The 13,839-nt window shown below is 46.0% G+C and carries 20 protein-coding genes; 16 read left to right on the top strand and 4 right to left on the bottom strand.

Annotation, left to right across the window (positions count from 1 at the left end):
* Together ACLGGO_RS32610 and ACLGGO_RS32605 are read right to left on the bottom strand one after the other, a co-directional pair.
* The coding region (locus ACLGGO_RS32610; RefSeq protein WP_446422432.1) for a ParA family protein at positions 1–93 on the bottom strand (93 nt) is incomplete at its 3' end.
* A 118-nt stretch (positions 94–211) separates the two neighbouring features.
* On the bottom strand, positions 212–397 hold the full coding sequence (locus ACLGGO_RS32605; protein ID WP_446422431.1) for a plasmid partition protein ParG: 186 nt from the start codon (positions 395–397) through the stop codon (positions 212–214).
* A 134-nt stretch (positions 398–531) separates the two neighbouring features.
* Here ACLGGO_RS32605 and ACLGGO_RS32600 point away from each other — a divergent pair, with 134 nt between their 5' ends.
* From ACLGGO_RS32600 to ACLGGO_RS32575, 6 genes are all read left to right on the top strand, one after another.
* On the top strand, positions 532–690 hold the full coding sequence (locus ACLGGO_RS32600) for a hypothetical protein (RefSeq protein WP_446422430.1): 159 nt from the start codon (positions 532–534) through the stop codon (positions 688–690).
* 94 nt (positions 691–784) lie between these two features.
* Positions 785–1,348: a TnsA endonuclease C-terminal domain-containing protein gene (locus ACLGGO_RS32595; RefSeq protein WP_446422429.1), complete on the top strand. Its 564-nt coding sequence runs from the start codon at positions 785–787 to the stop codon at positions 1,346–1,348.
* 25 nt (positions 1,349–1,373) lie between these two features.
* A complete protein-coding gene (locus tag ACLGGO_RS32590) occupies positions 1,374–3,581 on the top strand; it encodes a Mu transposase C-terminal domain-containing protein (protein WP_446422428.1) in 2,208 nt (735 codons plus the stop codon).
* On the top strand, positions 3,559–3,717 hold the full coding sequence (locus tag ACLGGO_RS32585) for a hypothetical protein (RefSeq protein ID WP_446422433.1): 159 nt from the start codon (positions 3,559–3,561) through the stop codon (positions 3,715–3,717). Before ACLGGO_RS32590 ends, ACLGGO_RS32585 begins: the two co-directional genes overlap by 23 nt.
* Positions 3,668–4,651, top strand: a complete 984-nt coding sequence (locus ACLGGO_RS32580; protein ID WP_446422427.1) for an AAA family ATPase — start codon at positions 3,668–3,670, stop codon at positions 4,649–4,651. The genes ACLGGO_RS32585 and ACLGGO_RS32580 overlap by 50 nt, the downstream gene beginning before the upstream one ends.
* On the top strand, positions 4,648–6,207 hold the full coding sequence (locus tag ACLGGO_RS32575; RefSeq protein WP_446422426.1) for a TnsD family Tn7-like transposition protein: 1,560 nt from the start codon (positions 4,648–4,650) through the stop codon (positions 6,205–6,207). Before ACLGGO_RS32580 ends, ACLGGO_RS32575 begins: the two co-directional genes overlap by 4 nt.
* 247 nt (positions 6,208–6,454) lie before the next feature.
* Here ACLGGO_RS32575 and ACLGGO_RS32570 read toward each other — a convergent pair whose 3' ends face one another.
* Together ACLGGO_RS32570 and ACLGGO_RS32565 are read right to left on the bottom strand one after the other, a co-directional pair.
* A complete protein-coding gene (locus ACLGGO_RS32570; protein WP_446422425.1) occupies positions 6,455–6,739 on the bottom strand; it encodes a hypothetical protein in 285 nt (94 codons plus the stop codon).
* The gene (locus tag ACLGGO_RS32565; RefSeq protein WP_446422424.1) at positions 6,736–6,957 is read right to left on the bottom strand and encodes a hypothetical protein; all 222 of its coding nucleotides are present in this window, start codon (positions 6,955–6,957) and stop codon (positions 6,736–6,738) included. Before ACLGGO_RS32565 ends, ACLGGO_RS32570 begins: the two co-directional genes overlap by 4 nt.
* 296 nt (positions 6,958–7,253) lie before the next feature.
* Here ACLGGO_RS32565 and ACLGGO_RS32560 point away from each other — a divergent pair, with 296 nt between their 5' ends.
* From ACLGGO_RS32560 to ACLGGO_RS32515, 10 genes are all read left to right on the top strand, one after another.
* Positions 7,254–7,535: a hypothetical protein gene (locus ACLGGO_RS32560; protein ID WP_446422423.1), complete on the top strand. Its 282-nt coding sequence runs from the start codon at positions 7,254–7,256 to the stop codon at positions 7,533–7,535.
* 5 nt (positions 7,536–7,540) lie between these two features.
* Positions 7,541–7,690, top strand: a complete 150-nt coding sequence (locus tag ACLGGO_RS32555) for a hypothetical protein (protein ID WP_446422422.1) — start codon at positions 7,541–7,543, stop codon at positions 7,688–7,690.
* Entirely contained in the window at positions 7,659–8,153 is a 495-nt protein-coding gene (locus tag ACLGGO_RS32550; protein WP_446422421.1) for a crossover junction endodeoxyribonuclease RuvC, read from the top strand. The genes ACLGGO_RS32555 and ACLGGO_RS32550 overlap by 32 nt, the downstream gene beginning before the upstream one ends.
* Before the next feature lie 484 nt (positions 8,154–8,637).
* The gene (locus ACLGGO_RS32545; RefSeq protein WP_446422420.1) at positions 8,638–9,840 is read left to right on the top strand and encodes a hypothetical protein; all 1,203 of its coding nucleotides are present in this window, start codon (positions 8,638–8,640) and stop codon (positions 9,838–9,840) included.
* A 45-nt stretch (positions 9,841–9,885) separates the two neighbouring features.
* Positions 9,886–10,413 (top strand): hypothetical protein, encoded by a 528-nt coding sequence (locus ACLGGO_RS32540; RefSeq protein WP_446394684.1) that lies wholly within the window; start codon positions 9,886–9,888, stop codon positions 10,411–10,413.
* A 114-nt stretch (positions 10,414–10,527) separates the two neighbouring features.
* Complete coding sequence (locus tag ACLGGO_RS32535; RefSeq protein WP_446394683.1) at positions 10,528–10,725, top strand: DUF2997 domain-containing protein; 198 nt, start codon at positions 10,528–10,530, stop codon at positions 10,723–10,725.
* A 5-nt stretch (positions 10,726–10,730) separates the two neighbouring features.
* Positions 10,731–12,407, top strand: coding sequence for an AAA family ATPase (locus tag ACLGGO_RS32530; RefSeq protein ID WP_446422419.1), 1,677 nt, complete (start codon positions 10,731–10,733; stop codon positions 12,405–12,407).
* Positions 12,408–12,501: 94 nt separating this feature from the next.
* Positions 12,502–13,092: a WGR domain-containing protein gene (locus tag ACLGGO_RS32525; RefSeq protein WP_446422418.1), complete on the top strand. Its 591-nt coding sequence runs from the start codon at positions 12,502–12,504 to the stop codon at positions 13,090–13,092.
* A complete protein-coding gene (locus ACLGGO_RS32520) occupies positions 13,070–13,306 on the top strand; it encodes a hypothetical protein (protein WP_446422417.1) in 237 nt (78 codons plus the stop codon). Before ACLGGO_RS32525 ends, ACLGGO_RS32520 begins: the two co-directional genes overlap by 23 nt.
* Positions 13,307–13,379: 73 nt before the next feature.
* Positions 13,380–13,790, top strand: coding sequence for a hypothetical protein (locus tag ACLGGO_RS32515; RefSeq protein ID WP_446422416.1), 411 nt, complete (start codon positions 13,380–13,382; stop codon positions 13,788–13,790).
* Positions 13,791–13,839: the final 49 nt, after the last annotated feature.

Raw genomic sequence — 13,839 nt, 5'->3', positions numbered from 1 at the left:
CTTCTGTTTGGCGATGTGATATCCCAAATTCATCGTCAACGTCGATTTACCTACCCCCCCGGACTGATTAAACAGGGTAATGACCTTGCTCATCTTTTGTACATTCATAATAAAGTCTTGAAGTAAATAATAAAGTCTTGAAGTAAATAATAAAGTCGTGAAGTAACTGGCACAGTACCAGAAAAGAAGATTTAGGGGTTAGCAGATAAGTTTATTCGTCATCATTGTTGGCATGAAGTGATTTATCCTCTTGCGATTTGATCCACTCTTGCATTAATTCTGCCAAAACCTCACTCATAGAACGGTCACAGGCAGCGCCAAGCGACTTAAACTTTAACTTCAGTGCTTTTGGGATGTAGCCATTGAGCTCAAACATCCCAGACTCTTTCTTACTCATGCCCTCATTGTCGCATGGTACTTAACAATTCGGGAGCCTTTCGCGCTAACTCGAAAAAGAGTTTAAGCGCTAGACTAGCAAATATCAAGCATAGCAGCCATCCACTAAAAAGTGGAAAGAGCGGAGCAACTCCGATGGCTAAACGACATAGGGCATTAACTCCTAAACAGATTGAACAACGTCTTCAACAAGGGCGTGGTATCGGGTGGGGAAAAGATTATTTACCTTGGCTAACCGTTCAAGATGTTCCCTCGCGCTTGCGTCGTTACACGCATCCAAGGCATAAAAACTAACAGAAAGCACGAACTGTTCAGCCTTCAAGAAACTCGCTATTTTTACATCCTCGACTGGTCAGAACAAGTTACTGATATCCGAGAGCAATATCCTTTGTTGCCTTTATCAGAAACTCTAAAAATTGCCCAAGATTGCGGTTTGAGACACCCTACCGACCCAGTTACCCGCGCACCTGTGGTAATGACAACGGACTTCTGCATCAGTGTGCGCTTCCCTATAGGAGTAGTGCAGTTTGCTCGCACTGTTAAACCTTCGCAGGAGTTAGCCAAGAAAGCTGTAAGAGAAAAATTTGAAATTGAGCGTCGCTACTGGGAAAACAGAAACATCAGTTGGAAGATTGTGACCGAACACGATATTCCCACAGTTCTTGTCAAAAATATAGCTTGGCTACATCCTCGCTTTCATACCTCAAGCCTCTCCCTGTCAGAGCCGGAAATTGATCAAATCAAAAACTTACTTACCCACCAAGTCCTTCAAAGTAACAACTCCCTAGCCAAAATCGCGTCTTCAGGCGATGCCTATTTCAACTTACGTCCGGGTAGTAGTTTATCAGTTGCCCGTCATCTGCTAGCTACACGCCAATGGTTAGTTGACATGAATCAACCCATCCATCCGAGCCGGAAGTTGGTGCTAAAGGGAACTCAGTTAATACCTTAGCCCACTCACCAAAAAGGAGAAGAAAATGCTGTTAATAAACCAGCTATTTGAGTGGCATAGCCTTGAGGAAGCCAACCCTCAAATTGACCGTGTGCTGTGGATTGCTCCATCTGGCACTGATATAGTCACTATCGATATCAATCATCCTCATGCCCAACCCATTTGGCATAAATATCAGAATCTTTTAGCGGCTTTAGCCGCTAACCAAATCAGCCCAGTTCAAAACGACCCCTACGGGGCTATTCAATTACAGGATGAGGAAATTTCTCTAGCTCAACGCCAGTTACTCCAGGAAGCTTGGGCTGCCATAGCTCCTATCATTGCCACTGGAGAATTGGTCTTTCATCGCTCTGGGCGAGGGCGACTCATCGCCCAAGCCGTTCAACGGACAGGACGAAGCGAGACAACCATTCGCAAAGACTTACGGCGTTACTGGCAGGGGGGACAAACTCTCAATACTCTGCTGCCCCGCTTTCACTTATGTGGTGGCAAAGGTAAAGTGAGAACCAGCCAGAACAGCAAACGCGGACGTCCTACTTTGCTCTGTTTACCCACAGGTGAATCCGTTGGCATTAATGTTGATGCCGAAGTACGGGAGAAACTACTCACTGGCTGCCGATTATTTTATGAAAATCGCACGGGAAGAACCTTAAAACAGGCGTACCAACTCACCTTAGAGAAGTTTTTTCATCGCGGTTACGCCCTTGAACAGGGCACTAGCACGCCCTGTTCAAGGGCACTAGCAGAAGAACTGCCGAGCTTCACGCAGTTTAAGTATTGGTATGAGAAAAGCCGCTCACTAAGTAAGACACTTATTGCCCGTGAAGGTCAGCGTCAGTTTAACTTGCGTCACCGCCCCTTGGAGGGAGACTCAACAGCTATGGCTTTTGGACCTGGGTCACTGTATCAAATCGACGCAACAATTGCAGATATCTACTTGGTCAGTTCCCTCAACCGCAACTGGATTATTGGTAGACCCACACTTTACCTGGTTATTGATGTATTCAGTCGGCTCATTGTTGGGTTTGTCGTCACTCTCGAACCGGCCAGTTGGCTGGGTGCAATGCTAGCGCTGGAAAATGCCACAGCCGATAAAGTTGAATTTTGCCGCTTTAACGGGATTGAAATCCAAGAAACTGAGTGGCCCAGTCATCACCTTCCCGAAGCCATCTTGGCAGACCGAGGTGAATTGGAGGGGTATAACGCCAACAACTTGGTGGAATCTCTAGGTGTCCAAGTTTGTAACACACCCCCATACCGAGCTGACCTCAAAGGAATTATCGAGAGGAGCTTTCGTTATTTTAATGATGAAATCATTCATTGGCTCCCAGGTAGCTTTTCAAAGGTAAAGGCGCGAGGCGAAAGAGATTATCGACTTGATGGGGTACTCACCCTCTACGAATTTCGACAACTCATGATTCTATTCATCCTTGACCATAACAACGAAAAACGATTGGATGAATACCATTTTGAAGAATTTATGATTCAGGAAAATGTCGCTCCTTATCCAGTTAACCTCTGGCATTGGGGAGTGGAAAATCGGGTGGGCGCTCTGCATTGGAAGCCTCCTCAAACCATTCGCCTGAATCTCCTCCCATCCGAATTAGCTTCTGTTACTCGCAACGGGATTTACTTCAAAAAGCTGCACTATACCTGTGAATTGGCTTTCAAAGAACAATGGTTTGTATTAGCTAGAAACTCTGGATGCTGGAAGATTTCTGTGGCTTATGACCCCCGCCGTGTTGACAACATCTACCTTCGACTTGATGGAGGTCAGCTTGTGGAAGTCTGTCACTTGCATGAAACTGAACAGAGATTTTTGGGGCTAGATTTTCTCACAGTGGCTGACTACTATAGACGCTTTGAACAAGACAAACAAGCCGCTAGAACACGCGGCTTGCAGTCCAAAGCTTCTTTAAACGCTAAAGCTAACCAAATTATTGCTTTGGCATCGGCTCAAGCTCAAGAGCAGCGAGAGAATCAAAGCCAACCCAATCGCCTCAAAAATATCAGACTGAACAAACACTCAGAACGCTTAAAAGAGCGGCAGGAATTAGCTTGGCAGTTTGATTCACCAACTGTTACCTCCCCCCCTAATTCCGTGGTTCCACAACAGCCAATCAACCAAGTAGATGAACCCATAGATGAATACATACCCCCAGCACGACCAATTGAAAAGTTACGGGCTGTACGTGAAAGGACATTAAATCATGAAAAAGACCCAAACCATTGAAAAACCGCCAATTTTCGTTTTTAAAGGACAAAAAGTGTCAGCTTATTATCATGAAGAGATTTCCATATACCGGGGCAATCCTCTGATTGAAGCTTTACCTTTTGGAGACTTCCTACTACTTGAGCTATGGCGGTAAAGGACGACGAACCTTGAACGAGCTGATGCCAGATGTAGCCCGTGTCGCCTCCTTAGTCCATTTAGGTGTTTTGGTGATTGACGAAATTCAAGTCCTGAGCAAGCTCAGAAGTGGCGGACATGAAAAAATGCTCGATTTCTTTGTACAACTGATCAATATGATTGGGCTACCTGTCGTGCTGGTGGGAACTTACAAAGCTTGGTCAGTTCTCGGTAGCGAATTTCGTCAAATTCGTCGCGGTACGGGACAGGGAGATTTGGTTTGGGAACGGATGAAAGAAGATGAGGACTGGCTGTTATTTATTGAGTCGCTGTGGCAATACCAGTACGTCCAGTTTCCCTGCCAACTTACAGATGAATTGAGCCATGCTCTCTATTACGAAAGTCAAGGTATTACTGACTTAGCAGTAAAGCTGTTCATGTTGGCACAGGTGCGAGCTATCACGACTGGAAAGGAGAAATTGACCAAAGGGATTATCCAGTCTGTAGCATTGGATTACCTGCGGACAGCCAGAGAGGTTTTAAATGCTTTAAAGTCGGGTTCGTTAGAGCGGTTAAAAAACTGCGAAGATGTTCGCCCAATTACCATCGAACCTTTTCTCGAACAAGAGTTAGGGCATCTTTTCGTTGCTAATTCAATTAATCCTCAAACCGCCACTGCGAAAAACTCGGTCAACAAGAGCGTGCTTGAGCCATCGATGCCTTTATCTCCTGAGCCTGAACCCGAGTTAGAACAAGCTTTTGGCAGTAATTCTTCTCCAGTTCAAGCCACCAAGAAAGCGAAAAAACGACCCACAGCTACCTCACCAGCAGAATTACCAGAAATTGTGAGCAACGGAGCCTCAAGTGGCATGAGTGCCTATGAAACTCTCAAACAGGCAGGTTACATCGGCGGTAGTACTGAATTCATTTCCAGCGAAGAGGGGTTTATATGATTAGTTTCTTTCCCGACCCTTACCCCGACGAACTACTTTACAGTGTCTGCGCTCGCTTCGCCGACCGAGTGCGATATCCCGGTGAAAGTTCTGTAGTTCGGCAGCTCTTTGGCACTCGCAATGGAGCGGCTGTTGTTGACCTGCCTTCTCGCCTCGGTCATTTAGTGGCTACCCTACCTCCAGGACACAGCTATACTGTTGACCGATTGATTGACAACCATACATTGCTGCCTTTTTACAGTCCATTTTGTCCGCCCTCCCGCATCAATCAAGTACGAGAGGATATGCAAACCACTAACGGTTCGCGGATTTATGGACGCTTGGGAATTTTAGTCAGTCATACTCCCCTATGGTTGCAATTCTGTCCTGTGTGTGCAGAAGAGGACATTCGGCAGTTTGGCGAATCTTATTGGCATCGTCTGCATCAAGTTCCTGGCGTCAAAGTTTGTCCGGTACACACTGTTTTTTTGGCGCAAAGTTCTGTACCTTTTCGCCATGGTCGCAGGTGCGGTCAGTTTATCTGTGCACAACAAGGCATTGCTATTTCTTCTCCGAGTGAGCTTGATGAGTCCAATCCTTCTCATCAGGCTTTCCTGAGAATTGCCCACGATGCGGCTTGGCTGCTTGACCAACGTCACTTGAGCTTGGAATTAGAAAATTTACCTTATTGTTATCTCAAACTGCTTAGAGGGTGTAAGTTAGCCTCATCTGTTGGTCGGATTTATGTCCAGCCGCTCAACCAAGCTTTTAATGACTTTTATCAAAGAGACTTTTTACAGCAGCTCATGTGTGAACTAGACGTTTCTAGTTATAATCACTGGCTGTTACGTTTAACCCGATTTTGTCCTGACAAAGTCCAGTCTCCTCTTCACCATTTGTTACTCATTCATTTTTTGGGACATACAGTGGCTTCTTTTGTGCAATTCCAGAAGGATTTCTATGCCAGTGCCCAAATCTCAACACCGCCTGAAACTACTAGTTCTCTTGCTTCAGATACTTTGGAAACTTACCGCCAACAGTGGCTGAAACTCACAGCGACTTATCCGAAAACAGGACTCTCGTTCTTGCGGAAAAATTTCGGTCGCATTTATATTTGGTTGCACAAGCACGATTCACAATGGTTAGAAGCTCATCTACCACAGCAGAGGCGTCACACAGTTGCGTCCCCCCAAAGACTTGCTAGGGTAGATTGGTCTATTCGGGATTCACAGTTGGCTGCTGGTGTAAAAGAATTAGCTGTTCAAATGAAGAATGCGCCAGGACGCCCGATATGGTTGACCAAGACGGCTATTACCAGAAAACTTGGACAGTATACTCTCATTCAAAAGGAAATTGATAAACTACCACTTACAGCTCAGGTTTTAAGTGAAGTAGTGGAAACCCAGGTGGAGTATGCCATCCGACGATTAGAGTGGGCTACTGAGTGCTTCCGTCAAGAGCATATTTATCCTGCACGGTGGCAACTTTTATCACGGGCTAGTTTGAAGCCTCACACGGTTGCTCTACCCCCTGTTCAACAAGCTGTAGAGGTAGCTTTGAAATCTTTGGAACCCTGAGTGAGTTGAGCCTGTGTGACAGTTAAGAACTTTATTATTTGGGAATCGATACTATTTTATGATGTACTGGAGCTTAGTAAAGAACTCTAGAAGCAAATTCTGACTGTTTGCCTGACATAGAAGTTAAGGTTTCAGACACTGAAAGTCAAGAACTTTATTATTTATGTACATCTTTTTTGGCATACTCTTGTGAAGTGAATCTGACTAAATAACACGTATCCAACACGTTCACGTTCCCTTGACGAATTTAGTCAAATCCGTGCAAAAAGTAAAGAAAAAAATGAAATAGAATCAGTTGTACGCCCCTAAAACTGATGAGGAATCTCCAACAACTCCACCGCCCGTTGTTGGGAGCATCCCGTTTTGGACAAAGCATTACCTCAAGTAACGCAATGGCAAAGGTTTCAGCCCCATTCAAAGAGCCAACCTGCCAAATTGGGATGCTCCCCCGTTGTTTGGCTACCTCTCCCCGACGATCATATTTTGCCGTCGTTTCCACAGAAGCATGACCTGCCAACATCGATACCGTCACCAAACCCGCATCAGCGCCGACACCTCTTGTTTAGAGAGCGCCCTACCCCGTAACGGAGCCGACGCCTTCACACTATCAATATCAACCGCCTCAGCATAATCAATCACCGAAATTAACTTCAGCTTCTTCGCCTCCTTCAACACCCGTCTCAAGGCGCACAACATTTCCATGCCGTGATTATTTCCGAACCAGGGGCGATGCAAGATGTAAAATCGCATTTCTGTAGGCGTTATGCTGAGATTGGGTGGGATCAACCAGGCAAAGCAAGACCCCAGCCTCGCACAAAATCATACTTCTAAACCCTGTTGCCGATACTTAGCCAGCAAAAAAGGAAGCGGGAAATCAGAAACCCCGCCCTCGGAGCAGGCGGGGTAGTTCATTCATTTATGGAAATAACTATGCCAGAAGTACAGCTTCTTTCTCCCAGACAACTTGCTCTCTCTATTCAGCTAGACCTGCAAAAATCCAACCTTACTGTGGTACACCCATAGCGGCTGTCTACGCAGATAGTCTGTTGCGAACCTTGAGGACTATTCGCGATCAGTTTCCCTTTGAACCGTTAACCGAAGTCCTGATGGCTTTTTACGACGCGATCGCCTTTCAGAATCGCTGGATTGACTATCAGGCTAATCAGTATAAAGAAGTTTGCAATCTCCTCACGACTTTAGTTGATTCCCAACTGAGTAATGAAGATGTCGAACAAGCCATTTTACGTCTGGAAGATTTTGGCTTTGACACCCTGCCCTTTGGGATAGAATTTAACTCCGGTATTGAGCTAGACAAGGATGAGAACTAAATAATATGCAAGCCCAGGATAGTCCTCAACATTTTCTCGATACCTCCGTTGTGCGTTCCCTGCTATTGGGGACTCAAGCTTATCAGCAGTATTTTAACTCCAACCTTGCCGAACTATATACTTATGAATACAGAAGATATCTGGCTTGGTATTGACCCTGGACTAGCTACCGTCGGCTGGTCAATTTTAACAACAGACAGTAACGGGATGGTCTGTCTGATTGACTACGGAACGATTGAAACAAAGAAAACCTTATCAACTCCGGAACGCTTAGCCGAATTGGAGGAGGATTTGGTCACGTTGATGGAAGAGTTTGAACCCACTAAGGCGGCAGTAGAAATGCCCTTTTTTTCCCGACAAATCAAGGCAGCCGGGGTAGTTTTACAGGCGGTTGGAATTATCAATTTAGTTTGCTATCGGGAAGCTGAGATTATTCCGGTTTTGCTGCATCAATCGAGTTGGAAAGCCCATCTGGGCGATGGGCGAGCGTCTAAAGACGAAGTCGCTGAAATTTTGAGTGCGCTGTTTGATTTAGAGAATCTTCCCGTTGATGATTCAGTGGATGCGATTGGGATTGGTTATGCTGGCTTATGTGGGTTGACTAACAATATTTCTTAGCATTTAGGCAATCAAGTTTAGGGAAATTTACCGTTGGGGTTGTTGTTTGACTATCCTCACTATCTTCCCCATCTCCCTCATCTCCCTTGTCTCCCCCATCTCCTCACCATGACTTTGGTGGCAAAGACACTAAGGGTTAGGGACTTGCGGCTTAATAATATACCAATCAAGCTTGGCTGAGTTGATGAATACAGCTTTCCTCACTGGTACTTTATTTTTACGCAGCTCCCTTATGTCGCCGATGCTGTAGGTAGATTGCATCAACTTTACGAGCGGAACAAGTTAGGGACGACTGTGCCAGAGTACCAATAATAAACCTTCTGCCTTTTACTATATTTTTTCACCTCGGCTATTTTGGCGCTGACGCGCCTAAGCTGTGAGAAAGATAACGGTTGAATAGGCACAATAAAATAGCCTCAAACCTTTCTAATCCAATATTGCCACTAAGATACTCAATCCGTTTTTGTCACCCATTTTTCCCCAAATGCTTATCAATTCATCAGCACAACGACCAGGCGATCGCGCTTTTCCACAGGATGCTACAGAAACGGGTGGTAGCCAAGCCAATCGCGACAAAAACTGCCCAACTGAGTGCCAAGTTTCTGAGTCTCAATCCGATACCAGTGTACTCAAAGAAGCTGTGGTGCATCGACACAACCTAACTGCGTTGAACCAAACCCGAATCCGATTCAAAATTGGACTGAAAAACGCCACCCGCAAAACTGCACCCAAATGGCAACAGATTCTCACTCCTGCATCACCTGTCCAAGAATCTACCGACAAAAAAGACGCCGAATCCGACTTAGAAAAAATCACCAAATCTGAAGTTGGACTCCGAGGCATTTCCGTCTTCAAAGCACTCGACGAAGCCGCCTCTCAACTCAGGAGCGAAATCGCCCTAGTCAAAGAATGGATGACCCAAGATAACGGTGATTTAGTCTGCTCCATCTCCCTCGCCCCTCTCGTGTGGCAGCGGATGATCCACATTCGAGACGTGCTGGCACCCGCGCTTCGCGCCGAACTCAAGCAACAGCACGAACAAGGGTTTGCTGAATTTAGCGATCGCATAGAACAATTCTTGAGTGCCAAAGCCTGGAACCTCGACAGCGATGCTCAGGAAATTGCTCGGACTCAACTGCTCAACCAATTTCCTCAACTGGAAGAACTCGAAGAGTACCTGCAAGTTATCATCGCTCGTCCCGTTATCATACCAGCTTTGTCTGACCAACTCAATCAGCAGCAGGCAGAATGCCTCAACCAAATTACTCAATTCATTGAGGCTTACGACCAAAACTTGGAGCAAAACCTAGCAAAAGCTGCAATTGCCGGAGGACAACAACTTGCAGCTGAACTCTTGGACGATTTAGCCGCGTGGGAACCGGGTAAGAAACCTGTCAATTTCCGCAAAAAGATTTCCAAGCAACTCAAGAAAATTCAGGTTCTCATCGGTAACGCCCAAGGAGAAACAGCTCCCACTCTGGCTGACATGATGGGTCACTTACAGTCGATTTTAGACACAGCCAGTGTCAATGCTAAAAAGCTGGATGCTTCCAGTAAATCACAACTGCAACAAAAGATGGATGAAATCAGCCAAAAGCTTCTTGGTGAACAGCAAAAACTCTTAGAGATTGCTGATGCCGCCGGGTTAGACCGCTCGGATTGGGTGGTCTTTAATCCGCAACATTAATCAACCCAAACACCATCCCTATCTTTCTGAATGCGTGAATTGCTTATGTCTCACTTTTCCAGCGTTAAAACTCAGTTAATCCACAAAGAAGCACTCGTCCAAGGGCTGAAAAACCTCCTGGAACAAAAAGGAATTGCCGCTAAAGTTGAAGTCCATGAGAATCCGGTGGAATTAATCAGCGACTATTCCCGTCGCGATATTGCCTACGGTCAAATCATTATTCGGCGCACGGATTTGAATGTTCCCGGACACTCTGCCCTGCTTGATGTCGGTTTCCTTTGGAATTCTCAAGAAGAATGCTTTGAACTGCAAGCTGACCCTTGGGACTTTAATCGAAATGCCTTGGGAAAAGCCTTTGGTCAAATGAATGGTTCCTCGACTTTGCCTGTCCAAAACTTTATCAATGAAGTTCAGCTAGCCCACGACCGAGCCTACATCGAAATCCATTATCCACCTACTCTATGGGATTACACGGAAACTACGTTAGAAGATGGCTCAACCCGAATTAATTTAACCCAAAAAGTTAGTTTGACAACGGGCGTTGATGGTGCATCGGATTGGAATAATTGGTGATGTTAAAGGCTCCAAGGCAGAGGGCAGAAGGTTTCAAGAATGCCGAGGGGAAGTTATCGTCCCCTCTCGAATAAGACTCACCAATTAACAAACAGGAAGAATTTGAATTCACCCATGTCTACTCCACAAATCCAAATCACGCTCAAATTAGGACAACCTCTCAACGTCGAAGTTCTCAACGTCCAAGGCTCTAGTTGCACAAAACTAACTGAAGCCTTAGACAAACTGGGGAAATCTTCAACAACAATCAAACCCGAATTCTATGAAGAACCCAACCTGCACGTTACCGACCGTGTTAATATTGGAGATTGACAAGAATGGCATTTAATGATCTAGAAATCAAGCGCTACTTCAACGCCGGGATTGCCACCGTTGCTGTGGATAGTCCCACAGCCAGCGAGATTTCAATTACCAATCAAATCGCCGCCCAAATTGCCGAGCCAGTCGGGTTTGACTTATTCATCTGGGACTCCGCTCATAGCCTTCAGAAAGCAGAAATTACCACAAAACGCGGACAATTTGCAGGGATTAAAAAGTCCCCTGTTGCCAACTATAAAGCGCAAGGACATCCGGTAGAAGCCCTGCTCAAATACATCGAAGCGGAGTGTATTTCCGCCTCAAATCCCCGTCCCACCTTGTTCCTGCTCAAAGACCTCTATCCCTTTATTGCCGGAACATCTCCCAATCCGGCTTTAGTCCGATTAGCCGTAGATGCCTGGTTTGCGGTCAAGAGATCGCCTAATCGAGTTATCATCCTTCATGATGGTTTAGTGACGCCACGGGTATTTCAAGATTTAGTTGCTGATGCCCAAAATCCCCTACCCACTGAACCGGAAACAGATTTAATTCTCGATTATCGGATCAAAGCCCTGCAAAAGAGTGCCTCATCTCAAAGTATAAATTTCCCAGTACAGCTTAGTACCACTGACCGCAAGCGAATGGTCAGAGCGCTTTTGGGGATGACTCATGAGGGGATGGATGACACTATCCAACTGTGTGCCACTACTCACAGCCGCCTTGATGCGGGTAGCATTGATGTTATCTCCGATATCAAGAAAGCCAAGTTTGCTGCCAAAGGCATTGAATACGCTGCTGCTCCCGACGTGCAGGTGCAGGGTTTGCCTGTACTCAGCGACTGGGCGACTACCATTACTGCACTGCTAGAACCAGAAGCCCAGGAATTGTACAATATTCCTTTCCCCAAAGGGGCGCTGATTGTCGGTGTGGGGGGTACGGGTAAAACGCTTTCAGTTAAGTGCTTTGCCCAGGAATGGGGTTTACCGGTGATTGTTTTAGACACAGGTAAGCTGATGACCAAGGAATTGGGGGGTTCGGAATCCAATCTCAGGGAAGCCATCAGAGCGGCGGAAAGTATGGCGCCTTGTATTTTGTTCATTGATGAAATGGATAAAATGTTCCCTGGTGGTAGTGGTACTGAAACTGATGGGGGTACGAGTCAGCGGATGTTCGGCTATTTCTTGAAATGGTTCCAAGACTCTCGCTCATCCGTATTTGTCGCGGCGACAGCTAACCGCCCCTGGTGCTTTAAGCCAGAAATCCTGCGTCGGTTCACCAAAATCTTCTACGTAGATTTGCCCAGTGTTGCCGCCAGGAAGCAAATTTGGCAAGTTCAACTCCAACGCTACAAGTTAATCCTGTCCCCGGAAGAAGTTCACCAGCTTGCTTTGGAGTCAGCCAACTTTACCGGAGATGAGATTCGCAAAGTAGCAGAACACTGTGCCTCTGTTGCCTACGCCCAGCGCCATCCCGGACAGGTGACGGTGGGTGAACTGCTGGGTCAAATTAAAGTCAAACCAGCCCAGTTTGGTTCCGATACCCGGGAATTGGAAGAACTGCGAGCCTGGGCGCGATCGGGACAAGCGACGTGGGCGGCTCCAGATCCGCAGATTGTGGCTACCACCTCAGAAGTTAGCGATCGCCAAGTTTCCTGGGCTGTCAGCGATGACTCTGGCCGTGTTGTTGACAATTCTTAATGTAATCACTCTCCGGTAAGTTCAACATAGCCCAGTTTGGGGATTTGAGAGGTAAAGAAAAGCTCAAGTCCCCAAAATTCATCGTGAATTTTCTATGACTGTCGATAAAAATCAAGCCATCAAACAGGTCAAACTGATTTATGTTGCTCCACAAGAGAACTCCAATAAATTCTGGTGCGGCTGGGTGATGCCAGATGGTAATTTGTACGTCGAATATGGGCGAGTTAATTACCCACCAAGAACCCACGTCTACCCTTGTCGTTCGGTAGCGGCTGCCTCACAAAAACTGGTATCTCTGGTTCGAGAAAAGACTCGCAAAGGCTATCAAGAGGCTATCGTGGAAGCTGATGATCCCCAAGAATTAGATTGGAGTTCCTTTGGAGAGAATGCCAGTCAACTCAAACAAAAACTCGGTCAAATTGCTTCATTGGGAGAGATAATCACCCAACACACGGCTATCCGATTTGATGCTATCAAAGGAGTCTTTGTTACAGAACTTGGCATTATCTCACTTCACACTATCCAAAAAGCCAGAGCCGCTCTTCGCCAAGTTTCGCTGCACCGGAGTAATCCCCAATCCCATCAATTTAATCATGCTGTTGGAGAGTATCTTGCGCTTATCCCCTTACCTGTAGGGATAAGCGCAAGATGCACCAACTTTATTGGGGAGTTCCGAAAAAATTAATCAGCAGCAAACAGTTTTATCGAAACTCCATCAGGGACTTAATTTAATTGTACAGCTTCGCCAAGAAATGATGGAAGTTGCTGCCATATCTTCTGATACAGTGGTAGAACTTGACCGAGCGTGGTGGGTATCTTGGGGGTTAATCCGTGATGCGATTGACTGTCAAACTCCTACCTCAGACGAGGAGCGCTCGCTCCATATTTCCTGGTCGTAATTCCAGTTATCCCGGCTTCCAATATACAGGCTATTCATCCCCAACAATGTCTACTAATGCGCCCCAATTTCTGATGAACTCTCCCCCTGGGACTGCTATTTGGGAATGGATTGATTTGATCAGTTCTACCTTAATCCCGGTTGAACTTGACTCGACCAATCTACTCAGCAACCATGTACCCATTTTTATGGCAAATATAACCCCATGGGATCACTCCTTTCTCAAAGAAGCTGTTGCTCCGATAAGCGTTAGAGCAGGCGCATACAACAAGAGAAATCAAGGAGTAGTACTGGTTTATCTGTTGTGGGGATTCAGCCAGTCACCCCCCTACATCTACGAATGTTGGATTAACCATTACTCAGCATTTCACCCATCACCTTTAGAGACACTAAGCAGAAGGCGTCAACTCCACTTTGCCTTCTTTGATGGCTCTGAAGTAGTGTCAAGAATTTATACCATAAGCTGTCATGCATTTAAACTGTGATAAGAGCATTACCCTTATTTTTCAGTTTGCGCCCCCAGTTAATAACTAG

Source organism: Coleofasciculus sp. (assembly GCF_046565525.1).
Lineage (GTDB): Bacteria > Cyanobacteriota > Cyanobacteriia > Cyanobacteriales > Coleofasciculaceae > Coleofasciculus.
Note: the sequence above shows the minus strand (reverse complement) of the source record. Positions and strands in the feature narration are given on the sequence as shown.

Bases quoted from the DNA above. Each gene is read 5' to 3' on its own strand.
- ACLGGO_RS32605 (WP_446422431.1), bottom strand. From the start codon at position 397: ATGAGTAAGAAAGAGTCTGGGATGTTTGAGCTCAATGGCTACATCCCA.
- ACLGGO_RS32600 (WP_446422430.1), top strand. From the start codon at position 532: ATGGCTAAACGACATAGGGCATTAACTCCTAAACAGATTGAACAACGT.
- ACLGGO_RS32590 (WP_446422428.1), top strand. From the start codon at position 1,374: ATGCTGTTAATAAACCAGCTATTTGAGTGGCATAGCCTTGAGGAAGCC.
- ACLGGO_RS32585 (WP_446422433.1), top strand. From the start codon at position 3,559: ATGAAAAAGACCCAAACCATTGAAAAACCGCCAATTTTCGTTTTTAAA.
- ACLGGO_RS32575 (WP_446422426.1), top strand. From the start codon at position 4,648: ATGATTAGTTTCTTTCCCGACCCTTACCCCGACGAACTACTTTACAGT.
- ACLGGO_RS32565 (WP_446422424.1), bottom strand. From the start codon at position 6,957: ATGCGATTTTACATCTTGCATCGCCCCTGGTTCGGAAATAATCACGGC.
- ACLGGO_RS32555 (WP_446422422.1), top strand. From the start codon at position 7,541: ATGCAAGCCCAGGATAGTCCTCAACATTTTCTCGATACCTCCGTTGTG.
- ACLGGO_RS32550 (WP_446422421.1), top strand. From the start codon at position 7,659: ATGAATACAGAAGATATCTGGCTTGGTATTGACCCTGGACTAGCTACC.
- ACLGGO_RS32545 (WP_446422420.1), top strand. From the start codon at position 8,638: ATGCTTATCAATTCATCAGCACAACGACCAGGCGATCGCGCTTTTCCA.
- ACLGGO_RS32540 (WP_446394684.1), top strand. From the start codon at position 9,886: ATGTCTCACTTTTCCAGCGTTAAAACTCAGTTAATCCACAAAGAAGCA.
- ACLGGO_RS32535 (WP_446394683.1), top strand. From the start codon at position 10,528: ATGTCTACTCCACAAATCCAAATCACGCTCAAATTAGGACAACCTCTC.
- ACLGGO_RS32530 (WP_446422419.1), top strand. From the start codon at position 10,731: ATGGCATTTAATGATCTAGAAATCAAGCGCTACTTCAACGCCGGGATT.
- ACLGGO_RS32525 (WP_446422418.1), top strand. From the start codon at position 12,502: ATGACTGTCGATAAAAATCAAGCCATCAAACAGGTCAAACTGATTTAT.
- ACLGGO_RS32515 (WP_446422416.1), top strand. From the start codon at position 13,380: ATGAACTCTCCCCCTGGGACTGCTATTTGGGAATGGATTGATTTGATC.